This is a genomic window from Roseibium sp. AS2, assembly GCF_038900065.1.
GTDB lineage: Bacteria > Pseudomonadota > Alphaproteobacteria > Rhizobiales > Stappiaceae > Roseibium.
Genome location: NZ_JBBMQN010000003.1, coordinates 456637 through 474773 on the forward strand (window position 1 = coordinate 456637; position 18137 = coordinate 474773).

Consider the following 18137-nt stretch of genomic DNA (forward strand, 5'->3'; position numbering starts at 1 on the left):
GTTTCCTCCGTCTCTCGACCGGCTGCAGGTTGAAATTCGAGCGCTCACGCAAGCTTACCGTCACGGTCCCTCTTGCGGAACAGGACCGACAAAGGCGGTCGTGATCGGCGAGCCCGGTTGCTTGAGGCCTTCAAGAATCGTGAAGTGGTTGTGATTGCCGTCAATTTCGCAACGCACAGGCACGTCCAGTCCCGTCCACATGTCGCTCAGGAGGCGTGCCTGGCGGATGAATTCGGGCCGTTCACCGCCCCCGACCCAGCAGGTCAGCGGCGCGGCTGCCGCCGGCTGCGCCAGAACCGCGCTTTCAGCGCGGGCCTCTTCCAGATCCAGGTTGAGTGTCCGGTTCATCCCGGTATGCATCAGCGGCCGCAGGTCGTGAAGACCGCTGATTGACAGGGTATGGGCGATGCGCATGGAAACGCTGCCCGACAGCGGGCTGTCGGAGCAAAGCATGCGCGTTACCAGATGACCGCCTGCGGAGTGCCCGGACAGGCGGATGGGGCCGTCCACCAGTCCGGCCGCAGTCGATATGGCCTGGCCGATCTGCGCGGTGATCTCATGGATGCGCGCCTCCGGCGCCAGGGTGTAGCTGGGCACGCAGACGGCCCAGCCTTTCGCTCGCGCGCCTTCGGCGAAATCCGTCCAGTGTGCCTTCTCCAGCCGCATCCAGTAGCCGCCGTGTATGAAGACCGCAAGTCCCTTCGGTGTGCCGTCCGGCCAGACAATGTCGAACTTTTCCCGCGGATGACTGCCGTAGGCGATATCCAGGTCCAGCCGGTGTCCGCTCCTCGTCAGGTCTGCCCTGTAACCAGCGGCGCGCGCGGCCCAGAAGTCTGGCAACTCTGCGGAATTTTTCACATGCTTCATGTTTGCGAAGGCGTCGTCCCAATCGCACAGAGGTGACAAACTCATTCTGGCCTTCCTGCCGGGCGCGCGGCCTTGTTCTTGTGTTTCGCACGGTTGACCAACCGCAAGGCGCCCGGCCCAATTTCACGCCCGGCGCCGGTGTTGAAAGAGTGACCGGGATCAGCCGGCATCCGGGGGCGGCAGGAAGTTGACTTCGCGCAATGCGGAAAGACGCACCAGTTCCTGCGGATCGCTCACCCCATCCAGTTCGGTGAACAGCTTGTAGAGTTCACGCGCCGGCGACACCCCGAACATACATGCCGCAGTCGCGCCGGAACGGTTGAAGATGCCATGGGCGATGCCTCGCGGCATCCTGATCGTGTCGCCTGGCCTGGCCTTGCAATGCTCATCGGGAAATTCGATTTCCAGTTCGCCTTCCAGGAGATAGATCCACTCATCCTGTGTCGGGTGGATATGCGGCGGCACGAACGTGCCCTCGGGAAGGGTCGCGTGCCAGACGAACGCATCCTCCGTCAGGAGCTTGGGGACATAGGTCTGCCCCACGACGTTCCATGTCAGACCGTTCATGCCGACATCGGCCTTCAAGACGCCTTTTTCCATTGTCCGGGTTCCTGTTGTTCCAGTTCGGGACTTGATGCCCGGACTACACTGCAATGATTTAGCTCAATCAGTTATCCGAAAAACGAACCCGTCTTCCGGTACAAATTTTAAGCTTGAAGCAAATTGGCAGTCATGCACTAAATCGAGTTGGATCAACCTTGAACCGCCCTGCAGGGAAATCGATGGCCCCACACGAGGCTTTGCCAACGAAAGAATTTTTTGCGCTGAATCCGGTGGTTCGAACCCGCGACCTGGATGAAGCGCGGCACATCACGTCCGCAAAGCTCTGTGATCACAAGCTCGAGCTCGTCGGCGGCCGGTCCGATCTCTTCGTCCGCCACAATGCGGTACGCGGGCAGAGCATCTCCGCGAACTACCTGCACTATGGAGCCGATGTGACGGTCAATCCGGGACAGCTGGGCTCTTTCTATCTGTTTCAGGTGCCGCTGTCCGGATGTGCGAAAATCCGGCACCGGGGCGAAGAAATGACGGCCACCACCCAGATGGGCACCATTTTGAACCCGGATCGGGGCGCGCTGCTGCATTGGACGCGCGACTGCAGCAAGCTTTTGCTCCAGGTCGACAAGAACCAGCTGGAAGCGGTTGCCCGGTCGATAACGGGTGCGCCCCTGCCCGGCCCCATACGCTTTGAAATGCAGGTCGATCTGACCAATGGAGCGGGACGCCAGCTGAAGCGGTTGGTCATGGCCTGCGCCCAGGGCATTGAGAACGGCGACCTGTTCCAGGGTCAACTGGCGGCACGGGACCTCAGGGCGGAGGAGGATCTGGCGCACGCGTTGCTGACCCTTCAGCCAAGCAACATCTCGCACATCATCGCGCGCTCGGACCGTCGCGCCAATCTCAGGGAGATCCGGATCGCGCTTGAGTATATTCACGCCAATCTGGCAGAACCCATCACCCTGGCCGACATCTCGAAGGCGGCGCGCATGAATGTGCGCACACTTCAAAAGGGCTTCCAGCGCATTTACGGCCAAAGCCCGATGCAGGTCCTGCGCAATGCACGGCTGGATACGGCGCATTACCTGCTGGCGGCGCGGCGGCATCCACCCAGCGTGAGCGAAGCGGCCTATTCCTGCGGCTTCTCCCATCTTGGCCGGTTCTCCAGCTTCTACAAGGAGCGCTTCGGACATTTGCCAAGCGAGCAGCGCTGAATTGCTGCCCGGCCTCCGCTTACCCCGATCCTTCCACTTGCAGCCGCATGCAGACCATGGGCGGGAGATCCGTGCCCGTGCAAAGTGAATGCCCCCTAGGCGAGTAAGGGACCGAAGCCCGCCAGCGCCCTCCGGTTCCCCCCCTTTTTGGCACCCTCCCCGGCCCTTTCCCACCCTTATTCCCGCTTTCCCTCCGATAAGAGGTTTCCAAGGGGTTAAAAATCACGCTATCAATCGGTTACGTCTGAAACAGGTGACTGATTGCGCAATATGGCCCGTGAATTCGACCCCTACAGCCTGTCCAGCCCGCGGGCGTATCTGACCTTCATGATCATCTTCCTGGTGATCGTCGCCTTCATCGCCTTCATTCTGTTTCCGCAGATCTCCACCGCCTTCATGAGCAATCCGGGCCTCAACGGTCTGATCGTTCTGGTTGGTGTTTTCGGCGTGCTGCTGCTGTTCGGACGGGTGATCCGGCTGTTCCCGGAAATCACCTGGGTCAATTCCTTCCGGATCGGCGATCCGGCGCTGGACACGCGCGCGCCCGTTCTTCTGGCCCCGATGGCAGCTCTCCTCGGCAACAAGGCCGGCGACATGGCGCTGACCCCGACCACCGCCCGCTCGATCCTCGACAGTATCGGCATGCGCCTTGAGGAAAGTCGCGAGATGTCGCGCTACCTGACCGGCCTGCTGGTGTTCCTCGGCCTGCTCGGCACCTTCTGGGGCCTGTTGCAGACCGTCAGCTCGGTCGGCGCCACCATCCAGTCGCTGGATGTCGGCTCGGGCGATGCCAACGTGATCTTCGAGGATCTGAAAGCCGGGCTGGAAGCCCCGCTCTCGGGCATGGGCACCGCGTTTTCGTCCTCGCTGTTCGGTCTGACCGGCTCGCTGGTCCTGGGCTTCCTCGACCTTCAGGCGGGGCAGGCGCAGAACCGGTTCTACAACGAACTGGAGGACTGGCTGTCAACGGTTACCGACATCGATCCGGAAGAAGGCCTGCTCGGCGGGTCGGAATCTTCCGGCGTCGAACAGATCCGGGCCTCCCTGAGCTCGCTTCAAAAGAGCGTCGAGGAAGGCGGCAGCAAGAACGCCTCGCAGGCCATGGCCAATCTCGCCGAGGGCATCCAGGGCCTCGTCAAGCATGTGCGCTCCGAACAGCAGATGATGCGTGACTGGGCCGAGTCCCAGGGCGAACAGCAGAAGCGGATCGAGAGCCTGCTGACGTCGATTTCGGCAGCCTTCGACCGGGCCAAGGAGTAGGCGCGGTGTCTCAGGCTGATCAGGGAGCGGATTGAATGGCTGGAGGACTGCGCGCCCGACGCCGGGGACAGACGACCGACTACTGGCCCGGCTTTGTCGATGCCATGGCAACGCTGCTGCTCGTCATCATCTTTCTGCTGTCGATCTTCATGATCGCCCAGTTTTTCCTGTCCCAGCAGCTCTCCGGCCGTGACACGGTGCTCAACCGTCTCAACATCCAGATCAGCGAACTGACCGAGTTGCTGGCGCTCGAGCGCGCCAATTCCGGCGAGCTGGAAGACACCATTCTCGGTCTTCAGGCAAGCCTCAGCGATGCCCAGTCCGAACAGACCCGCCTGCTCGGCCTGCTGGAAAACAGCGCCGGAGCGGCCGATGCCGCGGGCGGGCGGGCGACCCGTCTGGACAATCTGCTCGACGACGAACGCCAGATCAGCCAGGAAGCACTGGCGCAGGTCGAACTGCTCAACCAGCAGATCGCCGCCCTGCGCCGTCAGATCGCCGCCGCCAACGCCGCCCTCGAAGCCTCGGAAGCCAAGGAAGCCGACAGCCAGTCCAAGATCGCCAGCCTGGGCAAGCGCCTCAATGCGGCCCTGGTGCAACGGGTCCAGGAACTGTCGCGCTACCGGTCCGACTTCTTCGGCCGGCTGCGCGAGATCCTGTCCCAGCGCTCCGACATTTCCGTGGTCGGCGACCGCTTCGTGTTCCAGTCCGAGGTGCTGTTCGACAGCGGCCAGGAGGACATCAATCCGGACGGCGAGCAGGAACTCGACAAGCTCGCCGCCGCGATCCAGGAACTCAGCGCCCAGATCCCGGACGAGATCAACTGGGTGCTCCGGGTCGATGGCCACACCGATGCCCGGCCCCTTTCCGGCACCGGCCGCCTGCGCAACAACTGGGAACTGTCGGCAGCCCGTGCCATCTCCGTTGTCCGCTACCTGATCGAAAAGGGGGTCGACCCCAAGCGCCTCGTCGCCGCCGGTTTCGGTGAATTCCAGCCTCTGGAAGACGGCGAGACGCCCGAGGTGCTGGCCAAGAACCGGCGCATCGAGCTGAAACTGACGGAACGCTGACGCGAGTCGCCCCCGCCCCCGCCCGCTGCCCACCTGATGCCCATCCTTCGCCGCCCTGCCATGGCATGACCCGCTGCTGACCGGTCAGGTGGCAGTCTCATCCCTGATCAAGCACCCGCCGCCTGCGGCGCCCACCCTTGTCCTGCTGGGAGAGCGCCGGCGGCCGCGCCAGGGATCGCAGGGCCCACCGCCCCCAAAACTAAGAAATTTTTACAGTGTTGATCGGGATCAACTCGCTGCCCGGCCCGCCTGTTACTGTTTCTGCGAGCAGCATTGCTTCCATCAGAAGCGGCTGCTCCCGGCCGAAACATTCGGCCCCAGAACACGAATTTCATAGTCATTGGGAGCAGGAAGCAATGAGCAAGGGTATCATTCCTGAAATGGTTGCCGAGGGCATAGGAACGTTCATTCTCGTTCTCTTCGGCGTGGGATCGGTCGCGGTGTCCGTGTGGACCGGCGGCCTCAGTCTTTGGCCGGTATCGATGATGTTCGCGCTTGGCGTGGCTCTCGGCGTCTATGCCTCGGGCAAAATCTCCGGCGGCCACATCAATCCGGCGGTCACGCTCGCCCTGGCCGTCTTCACCGGCTTTCCATGGGCCAAGGTCGCGCCTTACATCGTCGCGCAGTTCATTGGCGCCATGCTCGCTTCCGCAGCCATCTACGGCTTTTATTCCGGCATCATCGAGCATTATGAACTCGGCGCCGGTCTGGTGCGCGGTGCTCCGGGCAGCCAGTTGAGCGCCATGGGTTTCGGCACCTATGCGCCGAACCCCGCCTTCTTCGGCACCACGGAAGAAGCCTTCGCCCAGGTCTCTCTGACGAAATGGTTCCTCTCCGAGGCCTTCACCACGTCGATTCTCGTGTTCGGCGTGCTGTTCCTGACCGACCAGCACAACACATCCGCGCCGTCGGCCAATCTGGCCCCGTTCTTCATCGGCCTGCTTGTTGCGGCGCTGGTTGCCTATGAGGCGCCGATCTCCATGACCGCCATGAACCCGGCAAGAGATCTCGGTCCGCGTTTCATCTCGTTCATCTTCGGCTGGGGTGAGATGGCCATTCCCGGCCCCCGGGGCGGCTGGTGGATCCCTGCCGTTGCATCTGTTGCAGGCGGTCTCGTCGGCGGAGGGTTCTATCGCGGCTACTACCGCGCGGTCTTCCAGACCTACGACACGGAAACACCCGAATGGGAGAAGACGCCATGAAAAAGCTGATCAACAATGCCGAGGACGTCACCGTCGAACAGCTCAGGGGCTTCGGGCTCGCCCATGACGACATCGACGTGAATTTCGACCCGAACTACGTTCGAGTGGCCGGCGGCGTGCAGGACCGTGTCGCCATCATGTCCGGCGGCGGATCCGGACACGAACCGCTGCACGGCGGATATGTCGGCATGGGCATGCTGGACGCGGCCTGCCCCGGCCAGGTGTTCACCTCGCCGACCCCCGACCAGATGCTCGAGGCGGGCAAGGCCGTGAACGGCGGCAAGGGCATCTTGCAGATCGTCAAGAACTACACCGGCGATGTCCTGAACTTCCAGATGGCGGCAGACATGCTGCGCGATGAGGGAATAGAGGTGCGCAATGTCATCATCGACGACGATGTGGCGCTCAAGGATTCCCTTTACACTGCGGGCCGCCGCGGTCTCGGCACCACGGTGATCGCCGAAAAGGTCTGCGGGGCGGCCGCCCGCGAAGGTTATGATCTCGACCGGCTGGCCGCGCTCTGCAAGAAGGTCAACATCCACGGCAAGAGCATGGGCATGGCCCTGACGTCCTGCACCACGCCGCAGAACGGAACGCCGAGCTTCGACCTGCCGGAGGACGAGATGGAGATCGGCGTCGGCATTCACGGCGAGCCTGGCATCATGCGCGACAAGATCAGGAGTGCGGATGAAGTCACCGGGATACTGACGGACCATATACTGGATGACGAGGCCTACAAGCGCTCCTTAAGTGAATGGGATCCGGAAAAAGGCGACTGGGTCGATGTCGAAGTGACCGACATCACCCTGCAAAAGGGAGACGAGGTCATCGCCATCGTCAACGGCATGGGCGGCACGCCCCTTTCGGAGCTCTATACCGTCTACGCCAGGCTGGCCGAACTGACGGCACAGCGCGGCGTGAAGATCGTCCGCAATCTGGTGGGCAACTACATCACCTCGCTCGAGATGGCCGGCGTCTCCATCACGCTTGTGAAAACGGATGAGGAAATCCTGCGTCTTTATGATGCCCCGGTGAAAACGCCGGCGCTTCGGTGGGGAGTTTGATCATGACGGATCCGCTTGACGAGGCCGGAACAGTGACCGGCCCGATGGTGCGGGCATGGATCGAAAAATCGGCAGGGGTGCTCGCGGACAACCGCGCACACCTCACCGAGCTCGATGGGCCGATCGGAGATTCCGACCATGGCAACAACATGGATCGCGGCTTCAAGGCCGTGGTCCAAAAACTGCCCGCAGGCGATGATATCGGTGCCCTGCTCAAATCGGTGGCGATGAGCCTTATTTCCAAGGTCGGCGGCGCCGCCGGACCGCTCTACGGCACCATGTTTCTCGACGGTGCCAAACCCCTGGTCGGCAAGACTTGCCTGACCGGAGAGGACCTGGCGCAATTCTTCGATAACGCGGTCGCCGGCGTCATGAAGCGCGGCCGCTCGGAGGCCGGCATGAAAACGATGCTCGACGCACTTGTTCCCGCTTCGGAAGCCTTCAAGGCGGAAATCGCCAAGACCGACAACATCGCGGACGCCCTCAAGGCTGCGGCGGAGGCGGCCAAACAGGGCATGGAGGCCACCATCCCGATGCTGGCCCAGCGCGGGCGCGCAAGCTATCTCGGCGAACGCAGCATCGGCCATCAGGACCCGGGCGCCACCTCAAGCTACCTGATCCTTCAGGCCTTTTCCGACGCTGTTGAAGAGGCGGCGAAGTGATCGGACTGGTTATCGTCTCCCATAGCGGCAAGCTGGCCGAGGGCCTGAAGGACCTCGCCGACGCCATGAGCGGGCAGCCGGTGCCGATCGCCGCGGCCGGCGGCCTCGACGATCCCGAACAGTCGCTTGGCACCGATGGCATCCGGGTACTGGAGGCCATCCGCGAGGTCCTGTCGGATGACGGCGTCCTGGTTTTCGCCGACATCGGTTCGGCGCGACTGAATGCCGAGATGGCCATCGACCTGCTTGAGCCTGACGAACAGGAAAAGGTCCGGTTCTGCGACGCCCCACTTGTCGAGGGTGTTCTGGCCGCCACGGTCCAGATCGGCGCGGGCAGCTCCCTTGAGACCGTCCTGCGGGAAGCCCGCCAGGCAGCGCTGCAAACGGCACCGGGCGAAGACCAGCCAGAGACCGCCGGGACCGCCGAAAGCGACGGTGTCACCCGCGAGTTCACAATTTCCAATCAGCTCGGCCTGCATGCCCGGCCGGCCGCGCTTCTGGTCACCGCGATGAACCGGTTCACCGGCGAGATCCGTCTGGCCAATCTCAGCAAGGGTCGGCAGCCGGTCAATGCCAAGGGCATCAACGGCATCATGCTGTCCGAGGTCGCCGGGGGCGAGCGGATTGCCGTGACCGCGGACCCTGCCGAGGCCGACGCCGTGTTCGCCGCAATCGAGGACCTGATTGCCTCCAATTTCGGCGAGGAAGGTTCCGCGCCGGCCGCCCCGGTGCCGGTGCAACGAACCGCCCCGGCCGCCCCCCCGCCGCCCTCACGACCGGCCCATCCCGCCGCGCCTGCGGGCCCCGGCGCGTTTGCCGGCATCCCGATCGCCGGCGGATATGCCCTCGGCCCGGTGCATCATGTCCGGCGCGATCTTCCGGCAGTCGAGCCGCTGCGGATCTCCGATCCCGCTGCCGAGATCGATCGCTTCAAGACAAGCCTGTCAGATGCAAAAAAGCAGATCGTGGACTCCCTTGCATCCGCCGGCACACGGATCAGCGCCTATGACCGCAAGATCTTCGATGCCCATGTCACCTATCTCCAGGACCCCGAGATCATTGACACCGTGGCGGCGCGCATTACCGATGACCGCATTTGCGCGCAAGCGGCCTGGCGTGATGTCGTCGCGGACCTTGCCAGGACCTACGCGTCCCTCGAGGACCCCATGTTCAAGGCCAGGGCGGACGACGTGATCGATGTCGGCCAGCGGGTCCTGAGCCTCCTGACCGGCGACGGCCTGTCGGCCGACCATCCGTCCGGGCCCGCGATCCTGGCGTTTGAGGATCTGCGTCCGTCGGACATCCTCACCCTCGACGAAGACAACGTCCTGGGCATCTGTTCAAGCGCCGGCGGCAAGACCTCTCACGCGGCCATCCTCGCCGGGGCCCTCAGCTTTCCGGTTGTCTTCGCCCTCGGCCCGGCGCTCGCGGGTGTCGCGGAAGGCACCCGGGTGCTGCTGGACGGCACCGCGGGAAAGATCATCGTGGCACCGGACGCCGAAATCGTCGCGGCCATGGAACAGGACCGCAAGACACTGGCAGATCGCCGTGCCCGGGCCGAGGTGGTCAGAACGCTTCCGGCCGAGACATCGGACGGCCACCGTGTCCGGGCCGCCGCCAACATGGCGTCACTGGAGGAACTGGATGCCGTTGCCGGCAGCGGCGCCCGGGAAGTCGGCCTGCTGCGCACCGAATTCCTGTTCATGACCCGCGACACGGCACCGACGGAAGACGACCAGTTTGGGGTCTACCGGGCCGTCGTCAACGGCCTCGACGGACGCCCCCTGACCGTGCGAACCGCCGATATCGGCGGCGACAAGCCGGTTGCCTACCTGGACCGGCCTCCGGAGGCCAATCCCAATCTCGGCTGGCGCGGTCTGCGCTACAGCCTGGGCGTTCCGGAGTTTTTCGATCCCCAGCTTGCCGCGATCCTGCGCGCCAGCGCGTTTGGCCCGGTGCGGATCATGTTTCCCCTCGTCAGCACGCTCGACGAGGTGCTGGCGGCGAAGATGCACGTTCGCCGTGTCATGGACCATCTGCGCGCGCGCGGCCTTGCCTTTGACGAAGGTCTCGAAATCGGGCTCATGATCGAGGTTCCGGCGGCGGCCGAAATGGCCGATGTCCTTGCCCCGCATGTCGATTTCTTCAGCATCGGCACCAACGATCTGACCCAATACGTCATGGCTTCGGATCGCGCCAACCAAAAGGTTCAGGATCTCTTCGATCCGTTCAATCCCGCCGTGCTGCGCATGATTGCCCGCACGATCAAAGCCGCCCGCGCAGCAGGCATCTGGACAGGCATGTGCGGCGCCATGGCCGGCGATCCGGTGGCCGCGCCCATCCTTGTCGGCCTCGGGCTGGACGAATTCAGCATGACACCTGCCGACATCGCCGAATTCAAGCTGACACTGCGGGGCCTGTCGCTGCCGGCGTGCCGCGGCCTGGCGGCGGAGGTCCTGGATCTGACTTCGGCAAAGGCCGTCCGTGACCGGGCCGCCGGTTTTCTCCGGCAGTGAGCCGATGCAGGGTGTCCCGGGGCCATGCCCCGGCACGAGTTCAACCGGAGCAACCACTTGGCTTTCGCCCGAGATTTCGGGCGGGCTTTCCTCCGGAATTACGCGTGACAAGATAGACGCCGAGAAGGATCGTCGGGATCGCGATCCAGGTGTTCCAGCCCGGTTTCTCTCCCAGGAACGCGATGCCGAGCAGCGTGCCCAGAACCGGAACGACATAATTCACCTGCTGCATGCGGCCCGCGCCGATACGCGGCACAAGGTAGAAATAGATGATGGCGGCAAGACCTGTCGAGCCGACACCCAGATAGATCACCGCAACGACCGGCGCGGTGGACAGGTCCCCGAGGCCGCTTTCCCCTGATCCGCCCGCAAGCAGACACGACACGGCAATCGCTCCGACGAGAACGGACGCCGCCGCGATCTGGAGAGGCCTGGGATAGGCGAATTTGCGCGAAAAAAGCGTGGTGAAGGCATAGCACAGGGCGGCCAGCACAAGCGCGAGCTGTGCCTGAAGGCTGCCTGAGAAGCCCTGAGCCGCTTCCGGTCCGACCAGCATGCCCACGCCGGCGAAACCGGCCGCCGCGCCGGCCACCTTCAAGGGTCCCAGCGTCTCCTGCGCATGGATCAACGGCGCCACCGCCACCGTGACAATCGGTGCGATTCCCATGATCAGCGCGGCCAGGCCCGAAGTGACCTCCTGCTCGGCATAGCTGATCAGAAGAAAGGGAAAGACATTGCCGGTCAGCCCGACAACGGCAGCGATCCCCCAACCCGCCGCTCCCAGCCGGAGCCCGCCGTCCTTCACGAAGACAACGGCCAGCAGCAGGAGCGCGCCGATGATCATGCGCCCTGTGACCAGCGGCAGGGGCTCGAAGCCCCGCAGGGCGACCTCGATGGCCAGATAGGAACACCCCCACAGGAGTGTGAGCACCGTCCAGAGCCCGAATTCCTTTGCACTCACACTCGCGCCCTCCTAGGGTCTGTGGACAATCAGGATTGCTATGACTTCAATAGCAAGCTATGAAAAACATAGCAACAGGAGAGGCAGTGGCAGGCATTCCCGTCCCCGGAACAGCTGTGCGCGGATCGCGCAGCGGCAGTCCGATCATGGCGATGTTCGACCTGCTCGGCCGCCGCTGGGCCATGGGCGTGCTGTGGACGCTCGCCGAAAGGGGTCCGTTTACATTCCGCGCGCTCCAGGACGCCTGCGAGACAATTTCTCCAGCTGTCCTGAACGCCCGGCTGAAAGAACTGAAAAGCGCGGAGTTCGTTTGCCAGGGCCCGGGCGGCTATCAGGTGACGGACCTGGGGCGCGAGGTCTACCAGGCCCTGCTGCCGCTCTCCCGTGTCTCCGGAACCTGGGCGGAACAGCTTGCCCGGACAAACAATGCGGACCGGCCGGAGCGCGACGACAGCGCATGAGCCGGACGGACCCGGAGAGACAGGACCCCGAATGACCTTTCTGAAAGGCCACTGGCAGCTCATCGTGATCCTCTCGGTGCTGTTCCTGTTGTGGAACACGCCGGTCGCGATCCCGCTCAAGATCCTGATCGTCTATCTGCATGAACTCGCACACGGACTGGCCGCCGTCCTCACAGGCGGCTCCATCGTTGAAATTTCGCTGTCGCCGCAACAGGGCGGCCACGCCATCACCCGTGGCGGCAGCCGCTTTCTGACGCTGACGGCCGGATATCTCGGCTCGCTGCTTCTGGGCCTCGCGCTGCTGCTGATCGCACTGCGCACCGAAGCCGACCGGCTGGTGCTGGGGGCATTCGCCGTGGTCACCCTGCTGGTGGCCGTGTTTTACGTCCGGGATCTGTTCGCGCTGGCCTTCTGCATCGCCATGGGCCTCGCCATGCTTGGCATCGCCCGCTATCTCGATCATTCTGTCAGCGACATGGTGCTGAGGGTGATCGGTCTGGCGAGTATCCTCTATGTCCCCTACGACATTTTCGACGACACCATCCGCCGCTCGGGAGCCCGCTCGGACGCCTATATGCTGGCGGAGGAATTCGGCGGCCCGACGATCTTCTGGGGCGGCCTCTGGTTGATCATCAGTCTCGCGGTGATCGTTTTTGCCCTGCGCCACGGCCTTGGCCAGGCCAGCAACATAAGCTTTCGAAAGACCTGACAGCGCCGGCTGCCCTGCTTGCTGCTTGCCGCGCACCGTTCGACTCGCGTTTGCCCGGTGCACGGCTGGATTGGCCTGGGGTACGGACCCACAAATTCAAATGGGCCCGACTTACCGAGATTGGATCAGTCCCGCAGGACTGCCATAGCTTCCTGCGACCAGCTGGCCCAGACCGGCGCTTCGCCCAGTTCAGTTGCCAGCGCCGTTTCCACATAGGCGCGCATGGCGAAATCGGGAGCGTCTTCCGCACGCAGGTCCAGCTCGGTCCGGCTGCCCTTGAAGGTCCGTCCCGCAACCCGCACTGCGATCGAGTTGGGCAGGTCCCCGGGCCTCTCGAGGGACAGCTTGAGGCCTTCGAGACGGATTGAGGCTGCGACCTGCTTGCCGGGCTGCAAACCACCGGTCACGGGCGGTCGTCCCGCCAGCTTCAAGCCCTGCCAGTCAAGCATGACATCAGAACCACTGACCGCGTCGACACGCCCCTCGATCAGGTTGGTCTCTCCCACGAACTCGGCGACAAAGCGCGATGTGGGATGGAAATACAATTCTTCCGGCGTTCCGTCCTGTTCGACCATCCCGTTGTTCATGACCACGATCCGGTCCGACATGGTCAGTGCTTCGTCCTGGTCGTGGGTCACGAAAAAGAAGGTCTTTGACGTCCGGCGCTGGATCGACTTCAGCTCCGCCTGAACCTGCCCGCGCAGCTTGGCGTCCAGCGCGCCAAGCGGCTCGTCAAGCAGCAGCAGCGCCGGGTCGGGAGCCAGCGCCCGGGCAAGGGCCACGCGCTGGCGCTGCCCGCCCGAAAGCTGGTCGGGGAGACGATCTGCAAGGGCCGAGAGTTCGAGAAACTCCATCAGTTCGTTGCAGCGCCGCACGATGTCCCCCTTGCTGAGCCCTTTCAGTTCCAGGCCGAAGGAGATATTGCGGCGGACCGTCATATGCGGGAACAGCGCATAATCCTGAAACACCATATTAACCTTGCGCCGGTTGGGCGGAAGCCTGGTGACGTCTTCGCCGTTGACGATCACCCGTCCGGAGGTGGGAGTCTCGAAGCCCCCGAGAATCCTCAAGGTGGTCGACTTGCCGCAGCCGGACGGCCCCAGGAAGGTGACGAATTCGCCCTCCCTGATCGTCATCGTCAAGCTTTTCAGAGCCTCCGTGTCGCCAAAGCGCTTGTTGACCGCTTCCAGGCGAACAATCTCCCCGGCACCGTTTTCTTGGGAGTCTTTCATGATTGTAATTTCCCTTGTTTCATCCGGCGCGTGGTCCGTTCGGCCCAGATGCCGAGGAGGCCCGTCAGAACCAGAACCACGGTCGCTATTGCGTTTATTTCCGGCGACATGCCCGAGCGGAGCTTGGCGAAGATGAGCACCGGAAGTGTCGGCTGGTAACCTCCCAGGAAGAAGGACCGGACGAAGTCATCGAAACTGATCAGCATGCAGAACACGCCGCCGCCGATGAGAGCCGGCCGCAGATAGGGCAACGTCACCCGCATGAAGGCAATGATCGGATCGGCGCCGAGATCCTGGGCCGCGTCGAGATGGCTCCTGGGCAGAGTGCTCAGCCGGGCCGCGACGATCAGCACCACGAACGGAACATTGTGCACCGCATGGCACCAGATGATGGCGCCGGTTCCCGGCGGAATGCCCCAAAGCTGCGCATAGATGCGGAAGGAAATCGCCGAAATGATGCCGGGAATGAGCGCCGGCAGCAGCGTCAGTCCGTAAATGAGGCCCTTGCCGATGAAGCCGCGTCCGTTGAGAAGCACGGCGATCCACACGCCGACAGCCAGGGAAACGAGCGTCGACGAGATGCCGATCAGCATGGAATAGCCGAAGGCCGACAGGACTTCCGTGTTCTCGAACACTTCAAGGTACCAGTCCAGGGTCCAGGAGCGGATCGGGAAGCCGATGAATTTGGAATCCTTGAATCCCATCGTGACCATGAGGATCAGGGGAATGAAGATGTAAAGAACGAACGCCCAATAGATCATCGACATCACGAGACGTGTATGACGAGTCATTTGCGCACTCCCTTCTGCAAGCGGGTCATCAAACGCCCGAAGGCCAGGCTGATCGCCAGCGCCGTCACGAACATCAGGCACGCGAAGGCCGCACCGGTCGGCCACTCGTCGCCGGCCGTATGGAAGAAGCCTGCAATGGTTTCGGCAAAAACCGTCGTCGAGGGGCCACCCAGAAGAACCGGCGTGGCGTAATATCCCGTCGAGATCAGGAAGACGAGCGTCGCTCCGGAGGACACGCCCTCCAGCGACAGCGGCAACGTCACCTTCCAGAAGCGCGTCCAGGGTCCGGCACCCAGGTCGGCCGCGGCTTCCGTGTAGCTGCGCGGCAGCTTCTCGAGGGCCGAATAGAGCGGCAACAGCATGTAGAGCGCACTGAGATAGATGATCCCGACCGACAGGGAAAAGCCCGTATACATGAAGGGAATCGGCCGGTCGATCAGGCCCAGCCACTTGAGAGCGAGGTTCACCGCGCCATTGTTGCCCAGAAGGATCATGATCGCGTAAGTCCGCACGATCTCGCCGACCCAGAATGGAATCAGCAGCAGCAGCAGAAAGACCATCTGGTTCGAGCGTTTGACGTGGCGGGCCAGAAAATAGGCAACCGGATAGGTCAGCACAAGCGTCGCCAGGGTCAGTGTGGCGGCGAAGGCCAGCGTCCGGAAAAACGGCATGATGAAGATGGAGCTGCCGAAGAAGCGCCCGTAGTTGTCGAGCGTGAACTCATTTTCATAGCCGCGCGACACCGGATAGGCATCGACAAAACTGACGTAGAACATCTGCAGCATGGGACCCAGATGCTGGGTCAGGACCCAGAGCACGGGAAACGCAAGCAGTATGGCGAACTGGCGCCGCGGCGAACTCAGGAGCGCGTTCGAGAACGCTTGATAGAGCTGCGAGGCCGCTACCGCTCCCCAGAAGGATCGCCCGCCCCGCTCACCCGCCCGGTCCCCGGCGCTGCGCTCTCCCGCCAGTATCGCAGCGCTGGTTTGAACCTTTCCAGACATCGTTTTTCCTTCGAACAAGACTGCGGCACCCGGTCGGTGCCACGGTTGTTTCAATTTTATCCGGATTTCGAAAATTGCCGTAACCGATTGCGCGGCGCCTTCCCCTCGAAGGCTGAACGCAACGGCACCGGGGTGCCTGCCGGCGATGACATCCGGGGACGCGAAACGCGCCTCCGGATGCCCGTCCTGCCGGCACCCCGCCCCGGACAGTCTCGATCAGATGACCGGGACGGTGCACTTGTGTGTTGACAACCTGATAGCCGTTTGCCGGCAATCAGGCAGCCTTGATCTCTTCCACCGCCGGGTCAACAAGCTCGTATTTCATCTTGTTGGCTTCCGCACGGAAGAACTTCATGTTCGCAAGTTCTTCTTCCGGGAAGCTGGTCGAAGCCTTTTCCGCATCCGTAAGGTGCTGGGAGGCGTCCTTGTAGGTGGATATGAAACCGGACGCCCGGCTCATGGACGCGCCAATCTCTCCCGATGCGAGAATGGCGTTCAGGAAGGTATAGGCGTTGTCCTGGTTGGGAGCGTTGTTGGCGATGTTGTAGGTATAGACAAAACCGTAGCTGCCTTCCTTGGGAATGGACATGGCGACCGGGAAGCCGTCGTTCATGAGCGCCGCGATCGGACCGTTCCAGGCACAGGCAAGAGCGATGTCCTGGTTGACGAACATCTGCTGCACTTCGGCGCCGCCGTCATAGTATTTGCGCACGAGTGGCTTTTTCTCGATCAGGAAGTCCCGGGCTTCGGCCACGATCGCCGCGGCTTTTTCCGGATCGTCCAGATAGGCGACCATGTTGCCGTCGTAGCCCTTCATCAGCATGACGATGGACAACATGTCCTGAAGGACATAGGCCGTCTGACCGGCATATTTTTCAGAGAAAAGCGTGTCCCAGGTGGTCGCTTCCTCGGCCGAGACCAGTTCGGTGTTATAGGCGAACACTTCCATGCCCGAAAGGATCGGCGCGCCCCACTTGTTGCCGTTAATCGTCGACCAGTCGCTTTCCGAGTAAACCGGATTGATGTTGCCCCAGTTCGACAGGCGGGTCGGGTCCATCGGCGCCAGAAGATCGCTGTCGATGAACTGAAGGAACCGGTGGCCGGCGACCGTCATGATGTCGACGGTGGGATTGTCGGCTTCCGCGGCCAGCAGGTTGAACTGCTTGCCCTGATCGTCGACCAGCCGAACATTGACCTTGATCCCGGTTTCGCTCTCGAACTGCTCCTTGAACGCGTCCGGAACGAAGTTGGCATAGGTCCAGATATTCACTTCCCCGCCTGCGGCATAGGAGCTGCGCAGATAGGCCGGAGAAGCCAGAGTGGCTCCCGTTGCAGCCGCTGTACCAAGGAATGCTCTACGATTTAATATCAACTTTTTCATGCAGTTTCTCCACTGTTTGTCCACGTGATGATCTTTTATATTTTGTGGACCGATCCCCTCTAATGGCCGAAACGAACTATGCCCGCTCGCCCGCTTCCGACAGGTGGCCGGTCAAGGCCGCCTGACACAAGTCGTCCAGATTCATGTGCTCCAGGCCGATGGCCGGAAGCAGGTCATTCTCTCCAAAAAAGTCTCGCCCGTACATGGCCGAAAAAATTTCAACCCCCGCCTGGTGCAGCACCGCGGGACAACCCGCCATCCGACCCATTGCGACCGTGACCGCCAATCCGAAGGGAACGTCTTCGGTCACGTAGCGGCTGTCCGCCGTCGACGGGCCCATGCCCCCGCGGCCCTCTTCATGCATTTGCCGGTTCATTTCGCTGATGGACGCCACCGGCACGTGAAACGACAGGTGAAAGTGCTCGAAGATGGTCCTGACGGACAGGCCAAGCTTGTCTGCGATGGCAAGCCGTTCCCGGTCCAGAGCTTCCAGAAGACGCCCGACGTTCGGCGTCACGTGGTCTCCCTGGCCCCAGGTTTCACCCTTTTCCATCCGTGTGGCATTCGCCAGGGCGATGCCCATGTGGTTTTGAGGATTGAGGTTGGAAAGCGTGATCGCCAGCAGCCCGTCGCGGAGATTGAAGCGCTCTCCGAACAGCTGCTCGCACAAGGCCTTGCCGGCGTCACTTTCCGCCGCCGGAACCGTACACAGGTCGACAAGGGACCTCACCGTATTGACCTGAACCTGATCGCCCGCCTGTTTGCGGCCCGTCACGACCGTGGTGCCCCATGCGGTAATCGGCAGATGGACGCCTCTTGCCCGCAGCCTGTCGGCGAGGTAGAGCGCACCGAAGGAGGCATGCGAGGAAATGATGACGGCCTGTCCATCGCGCAGATGCGGCACCAGGGCGTCCATGACAGCTTTGTGGCCGTAGCCCGGGATGGCCAGCACGATCACGTCGTTTGCCGACGCAAGCTCCTTGGCATCCCCGGCCAAGGCGGGTGTGAACGTCGCTTCGATGGCACCTGTCGCCTTGAGCGGTCCGCCCGCGCGCAACGCCGCGGTTCCCGCGCCCGACGGCGACCAGAGCATGGACGCATGCCCCATCTTGTGCAGCAGCGCTGCCGTACCGAATGCGATGGAACCCGCGCCGGCGATTCCCACCTTCAAAGACGTGTCTGCCA

Annotated in this window: 17 protein-coding genes; 9 read left to right on the top strand and 8 right to left on the bottom strand. The window is 62.7% G+C overall.

All coding sequences use genetic code 11. The annotated features are described in order from the left end of the window. Nucleotides 1-60: 60 nt before the first annotated feature. A complete protein-coding gene (locus WNZ15_RS11035; RefSeq protein ID WP_342893024.1) occupies nt 61-912 on the bottom strand; it encodes an alpha/beta hydrolase in 852 nt (283 codons plus the stop codon). Between the two features lie 114 nt (nt 913-1026). Next, nucleotides 1027-1467, bottom strand: coding sequence for a cupin domain-containing protein (locus WNZ15_RS11040; RefSeq protein WP_342893025.1), 441 nt, complete (start codon nt 1465-1467; stop codon nt 1027-1029). A 113-nt stretch (nt 1468-1580) separates the two neighbouring features. On the opposite strand from WNZ15_RS11040, the gene WNZ15_RS11045 reads away from it, so the two are divergent. From WNZ15_RS11045 to ptsP, 7 genes are all read left to right on the top strand, one after another. Next, entirely contained in the window at nt 1581-2639 is a 1059-nt protein-coding gene (locus WNZ15_RS11045) for an AraC family transcriptional regulator (protein ID WP_342893026.1), read from the top strand. Between the two features lie 270 nt (nt 2640-2909). Further along, entirely contained in the window at nt 2910-3899 is a 990-nt protein-coding gene (locus WNZ15_RS11050) for a flagellar motor protein MotA (protein WP_342893199.1), read from the top strand. Nucleotides 3900-3934: 35 nt separating this feature from the next. Then, on the top strand, nt 3935-4969 hold the full coding sequence (locus WNZ15_RS11055; RefSeq protein WP_342893027.1) for a peptidoglycan -binding protein: 1035 nt from the start codon (nt 3935-3937) through the stop codon (nt 4967-4969). A gap of 356 nt (nt 4970-5325) precedes the next feature. Further along, entirely contained in the window at nt 5326-6171 is an 846-nt protein-coding gene (locus WNZ15_RS11060) for an MIP/aquaporin family protein (protein ID WP_342893028.1), read from the top strand. Beyond that, complete coding sequence (gene dhaK / locus WNZ15_RS11065) at nt 6168-7235, top strand: dihydroxyacetone kinase subunit DhaK (protein WP_342893029.1); 1068 nt, start codon at nt 6168-6170, stop codon at nt 7233-7235. Before WNZ15_RS11060 ends, dhaK begins: the two co-directional genes overlap by 4 nt. 2 nt (nt 7236-7237) lie before the next feature. After that, nucleotides 7238-7897: a dihydroxyacetone kinase subunit DhaL gene (gene dhaL, locus WNZ15_RS11070; RefSeq protein ID WP_342893030.1), complete on the top strand. Its 660-nt coding sequence runs from the start codon at nt 7238-7240 to the stop codon at nt 7895-7897. Continuing rightward, on the top strand, nt 7894-10413 hold the full coding sequence (ptsP, locus tag WNZ15_RS11075; RefSeq protein WP_342893031.1) for a phosphoenolpyruvate--protein phosphotransferase: 2520 nt from the start codon (nt 7894-7896) through the stop codon (nt 10411-10413). Before dhaL ends, ptsP begins: the two co-directional genes overlap by 4 nt. 40 nt (nt 10414-10453) lie before the next feature. Here the strand turns inward: ptsP and WNZ15_RS11080 are convergent, their stop codons facing one another. After that, entirely contained in the window at nt 10454-11374 is a 921-nt protein-coding gene (locus WNZ15_RS11080) for a DMT family transporter (protein WP_342893032.1), read from the bottom strand. A gap of 146 nt (nt 11375-11520) precedes the next feature. On the opposite strand from WNZ15_RS11080, the gene WNZ15_RS11085 reads away from it, so the two are divergent. Next, nucleotides 11521-11835, top strand: a complete 315-nt coding sequence (locus WNZ15_RS11085) for a winged helix-turn-helix transcriptional regulator (protein ID WP_342893200.1) — start codon at nt 11521-11523, stop codon at nt 11833-11835. A gap of 31 nt (nt 11836-11866) precedes the next feature. Then, nucleotides 11867-12544 (top strand): M50 family metallopeptidase, encoded by a 678-nt coding sequence (locus WNZ15_RS11090; RefSeq protein WP_342893033.1) that lies wholly within the window; start codon nt 11867-11869, stop codon nt 12542-12544. Between the two features lie 125 nt (nt 12545-12669). Here WNZ15_RS11090 and WNZ15_RS11095 read toward each other — a convergent pair whose 3' ends face one another. The 5 genes from WNZ15_RS11095 to WNZ15_RS11115 form a co-directional block, all read right to left on the bottom strand. Next, a complete protein-coding gene (locus WNZ15_RS11095; RefSeq protein ID WP_342893034.1) occupies nt 12670-13776 on the bottom strand; it encodes an ABC transporter ATP-binding protein in 1107 nt (368 codons plus the stop codon). After that, on the bottom strand, nt 13773-14567 hold the full coding sequence (locus tag WNZ15_RS11100) for an ABC transporter permease (protein ID WP_342893035.1): 795 nt from the start codon (nt 14565-14567) through the stop codon (nt 13773-13775). The genes WNZ15_RS11095 and WNZ15_RS11100 overlap by 4 nt, the downstream gene beginning before the upstream one ends. After that, nucleotides 14564-15571: an ABC transporter permease gene (locus tag WNZ15_RS11105; protein ID WP_342893036.1), complete on the bottom strand. Its 1008-nt coding sequence runs from the start codon at nt 15569-15571 to the stop codon at nt 14564-14566. The genes WNZ15_RS11100 and WNZ15_RS11105 overlap by 4 nt, the downstream gene beginning before the upstream one ends. Nucleotides 15572-15845: 274 nt before the next feature. After that, a complete protein-coding gene (locus WNZ15_RS11110; protein WP_342893037.1) occupies nt 15846-16952 on the bottom strand; it encodes an extracellular solute-binding protein in 1107 nt (368 codons plus the stop codon). Between the two features lie 76 nt (nt 16953-17028). Beyond that, complete coding sequence (locus WNZ15_RS11115) at nt 17029-18123, bottom strand: NAD/NADP octopine/nopaline dehydrogenase family protein (protein ID WP_342893201.1); 1095 nt, start codon at nt 18121-18123, stop codon at nt 17029-17031. Nucleotides 18124-18137 lie beyond the last annotated feature (14 nt).

Excerpts from the sequence above, each read along its gene's own strand:
- WNZ15_RS11035 (WP_342893024.1), bottom strand. The coding sequence starts at position 912 with ATGAGTTTGTCACCTCTGTGCGATTGGGACGACGCCTTCGCAAACATG.
- WNZ15_RS11040 (WP_342893025.1), bottom strand. The coding sequence starts at position 1,467 with ATGGAAAAAGGCGTCTTGAAGGCCGATGTCGGCATGAACGGTCTGACA.
- WNZ15_RS11050 (WP_342893199.1), top strand. The coding sequence starts at position 2,910 with ATGGCCCGTGAATTCGACCCCTACAGCCTGTCCAGCCCGCGGGCGTAT.
- WNZ15_RS11055 (WP_342893027.1), top strand. The coding sequence starts at position 3,935 with ATGGCTGGAGGACTGCGCGCCCGACGCCGGGGACAGACGACCGACTAC.
- WNZ15_RS11060 (WP_342893028.1), top strand. The coding sequence starts at position 5,326 with ATGAGCAAGGGTATCATTCCTGAAATGGTTGCCGAGGGCATAGGAACG.
- dhaK (WP_342893029.1), top strand. The coding sequence starts at position 6,168 with ATGAAAAAGCTGATCAACAATGCCGAGGACGTCACCGTCGAACAGCTC.
- dhaL (WP_342893030.1), top strand. The coding sequence starts at position 7,238 with ATGACGGATCCGCTTGACGAGGCCGGAACAGTGACCGGCCCGATGGTG.
- WNZ15_RS11085 (WP_342893200.1), top strand. The coding sequence starts at position 11,521 with ATGGCGATGTTCGACCTGCTCGGCCGCCGCTGGGCCATGGGCGTGCTG.
- WNZ15_RS11090 (WP_342893033.1), top strand. The coding sequence starts at position 11,867 with ATGACCTTTCTGAAAGGCCACTGGCAGCTCATCGTGATCCTCTCGGTG.
- WNZ15_RS11095 (WP_342893034.1), bottom strand. The coding sequence starts at position 13,776 with ATGAAAGACTCCCAAGAAAACGGTGCCGGGGAGATTGTTCGCCTGGAA.
- WNZ15_RS11100 (WP_342893035.1), bottom strand. The coding sequence starts at position 14,567 with ATGACTCGTCATACACGTCTCGTGATGTCGATGATCTATTGGGCGTTC.
- WNZ15_RS11105 (WP_342893036.1), bottom strand. The coding sequence starts at position 15,571 with ATGTCTGGAAAGGTTCAAACCAGCGCTGCGATACTGGCGGGAGAGCGC.
- WNZ15_RS11110 (WP_342893037.1), bottom strand. The coding sequence starts at position 16,952 with ATGAAAAAGTTGATATTAAATCGTAGAGCATTCCTTGGTACAGCGGCT.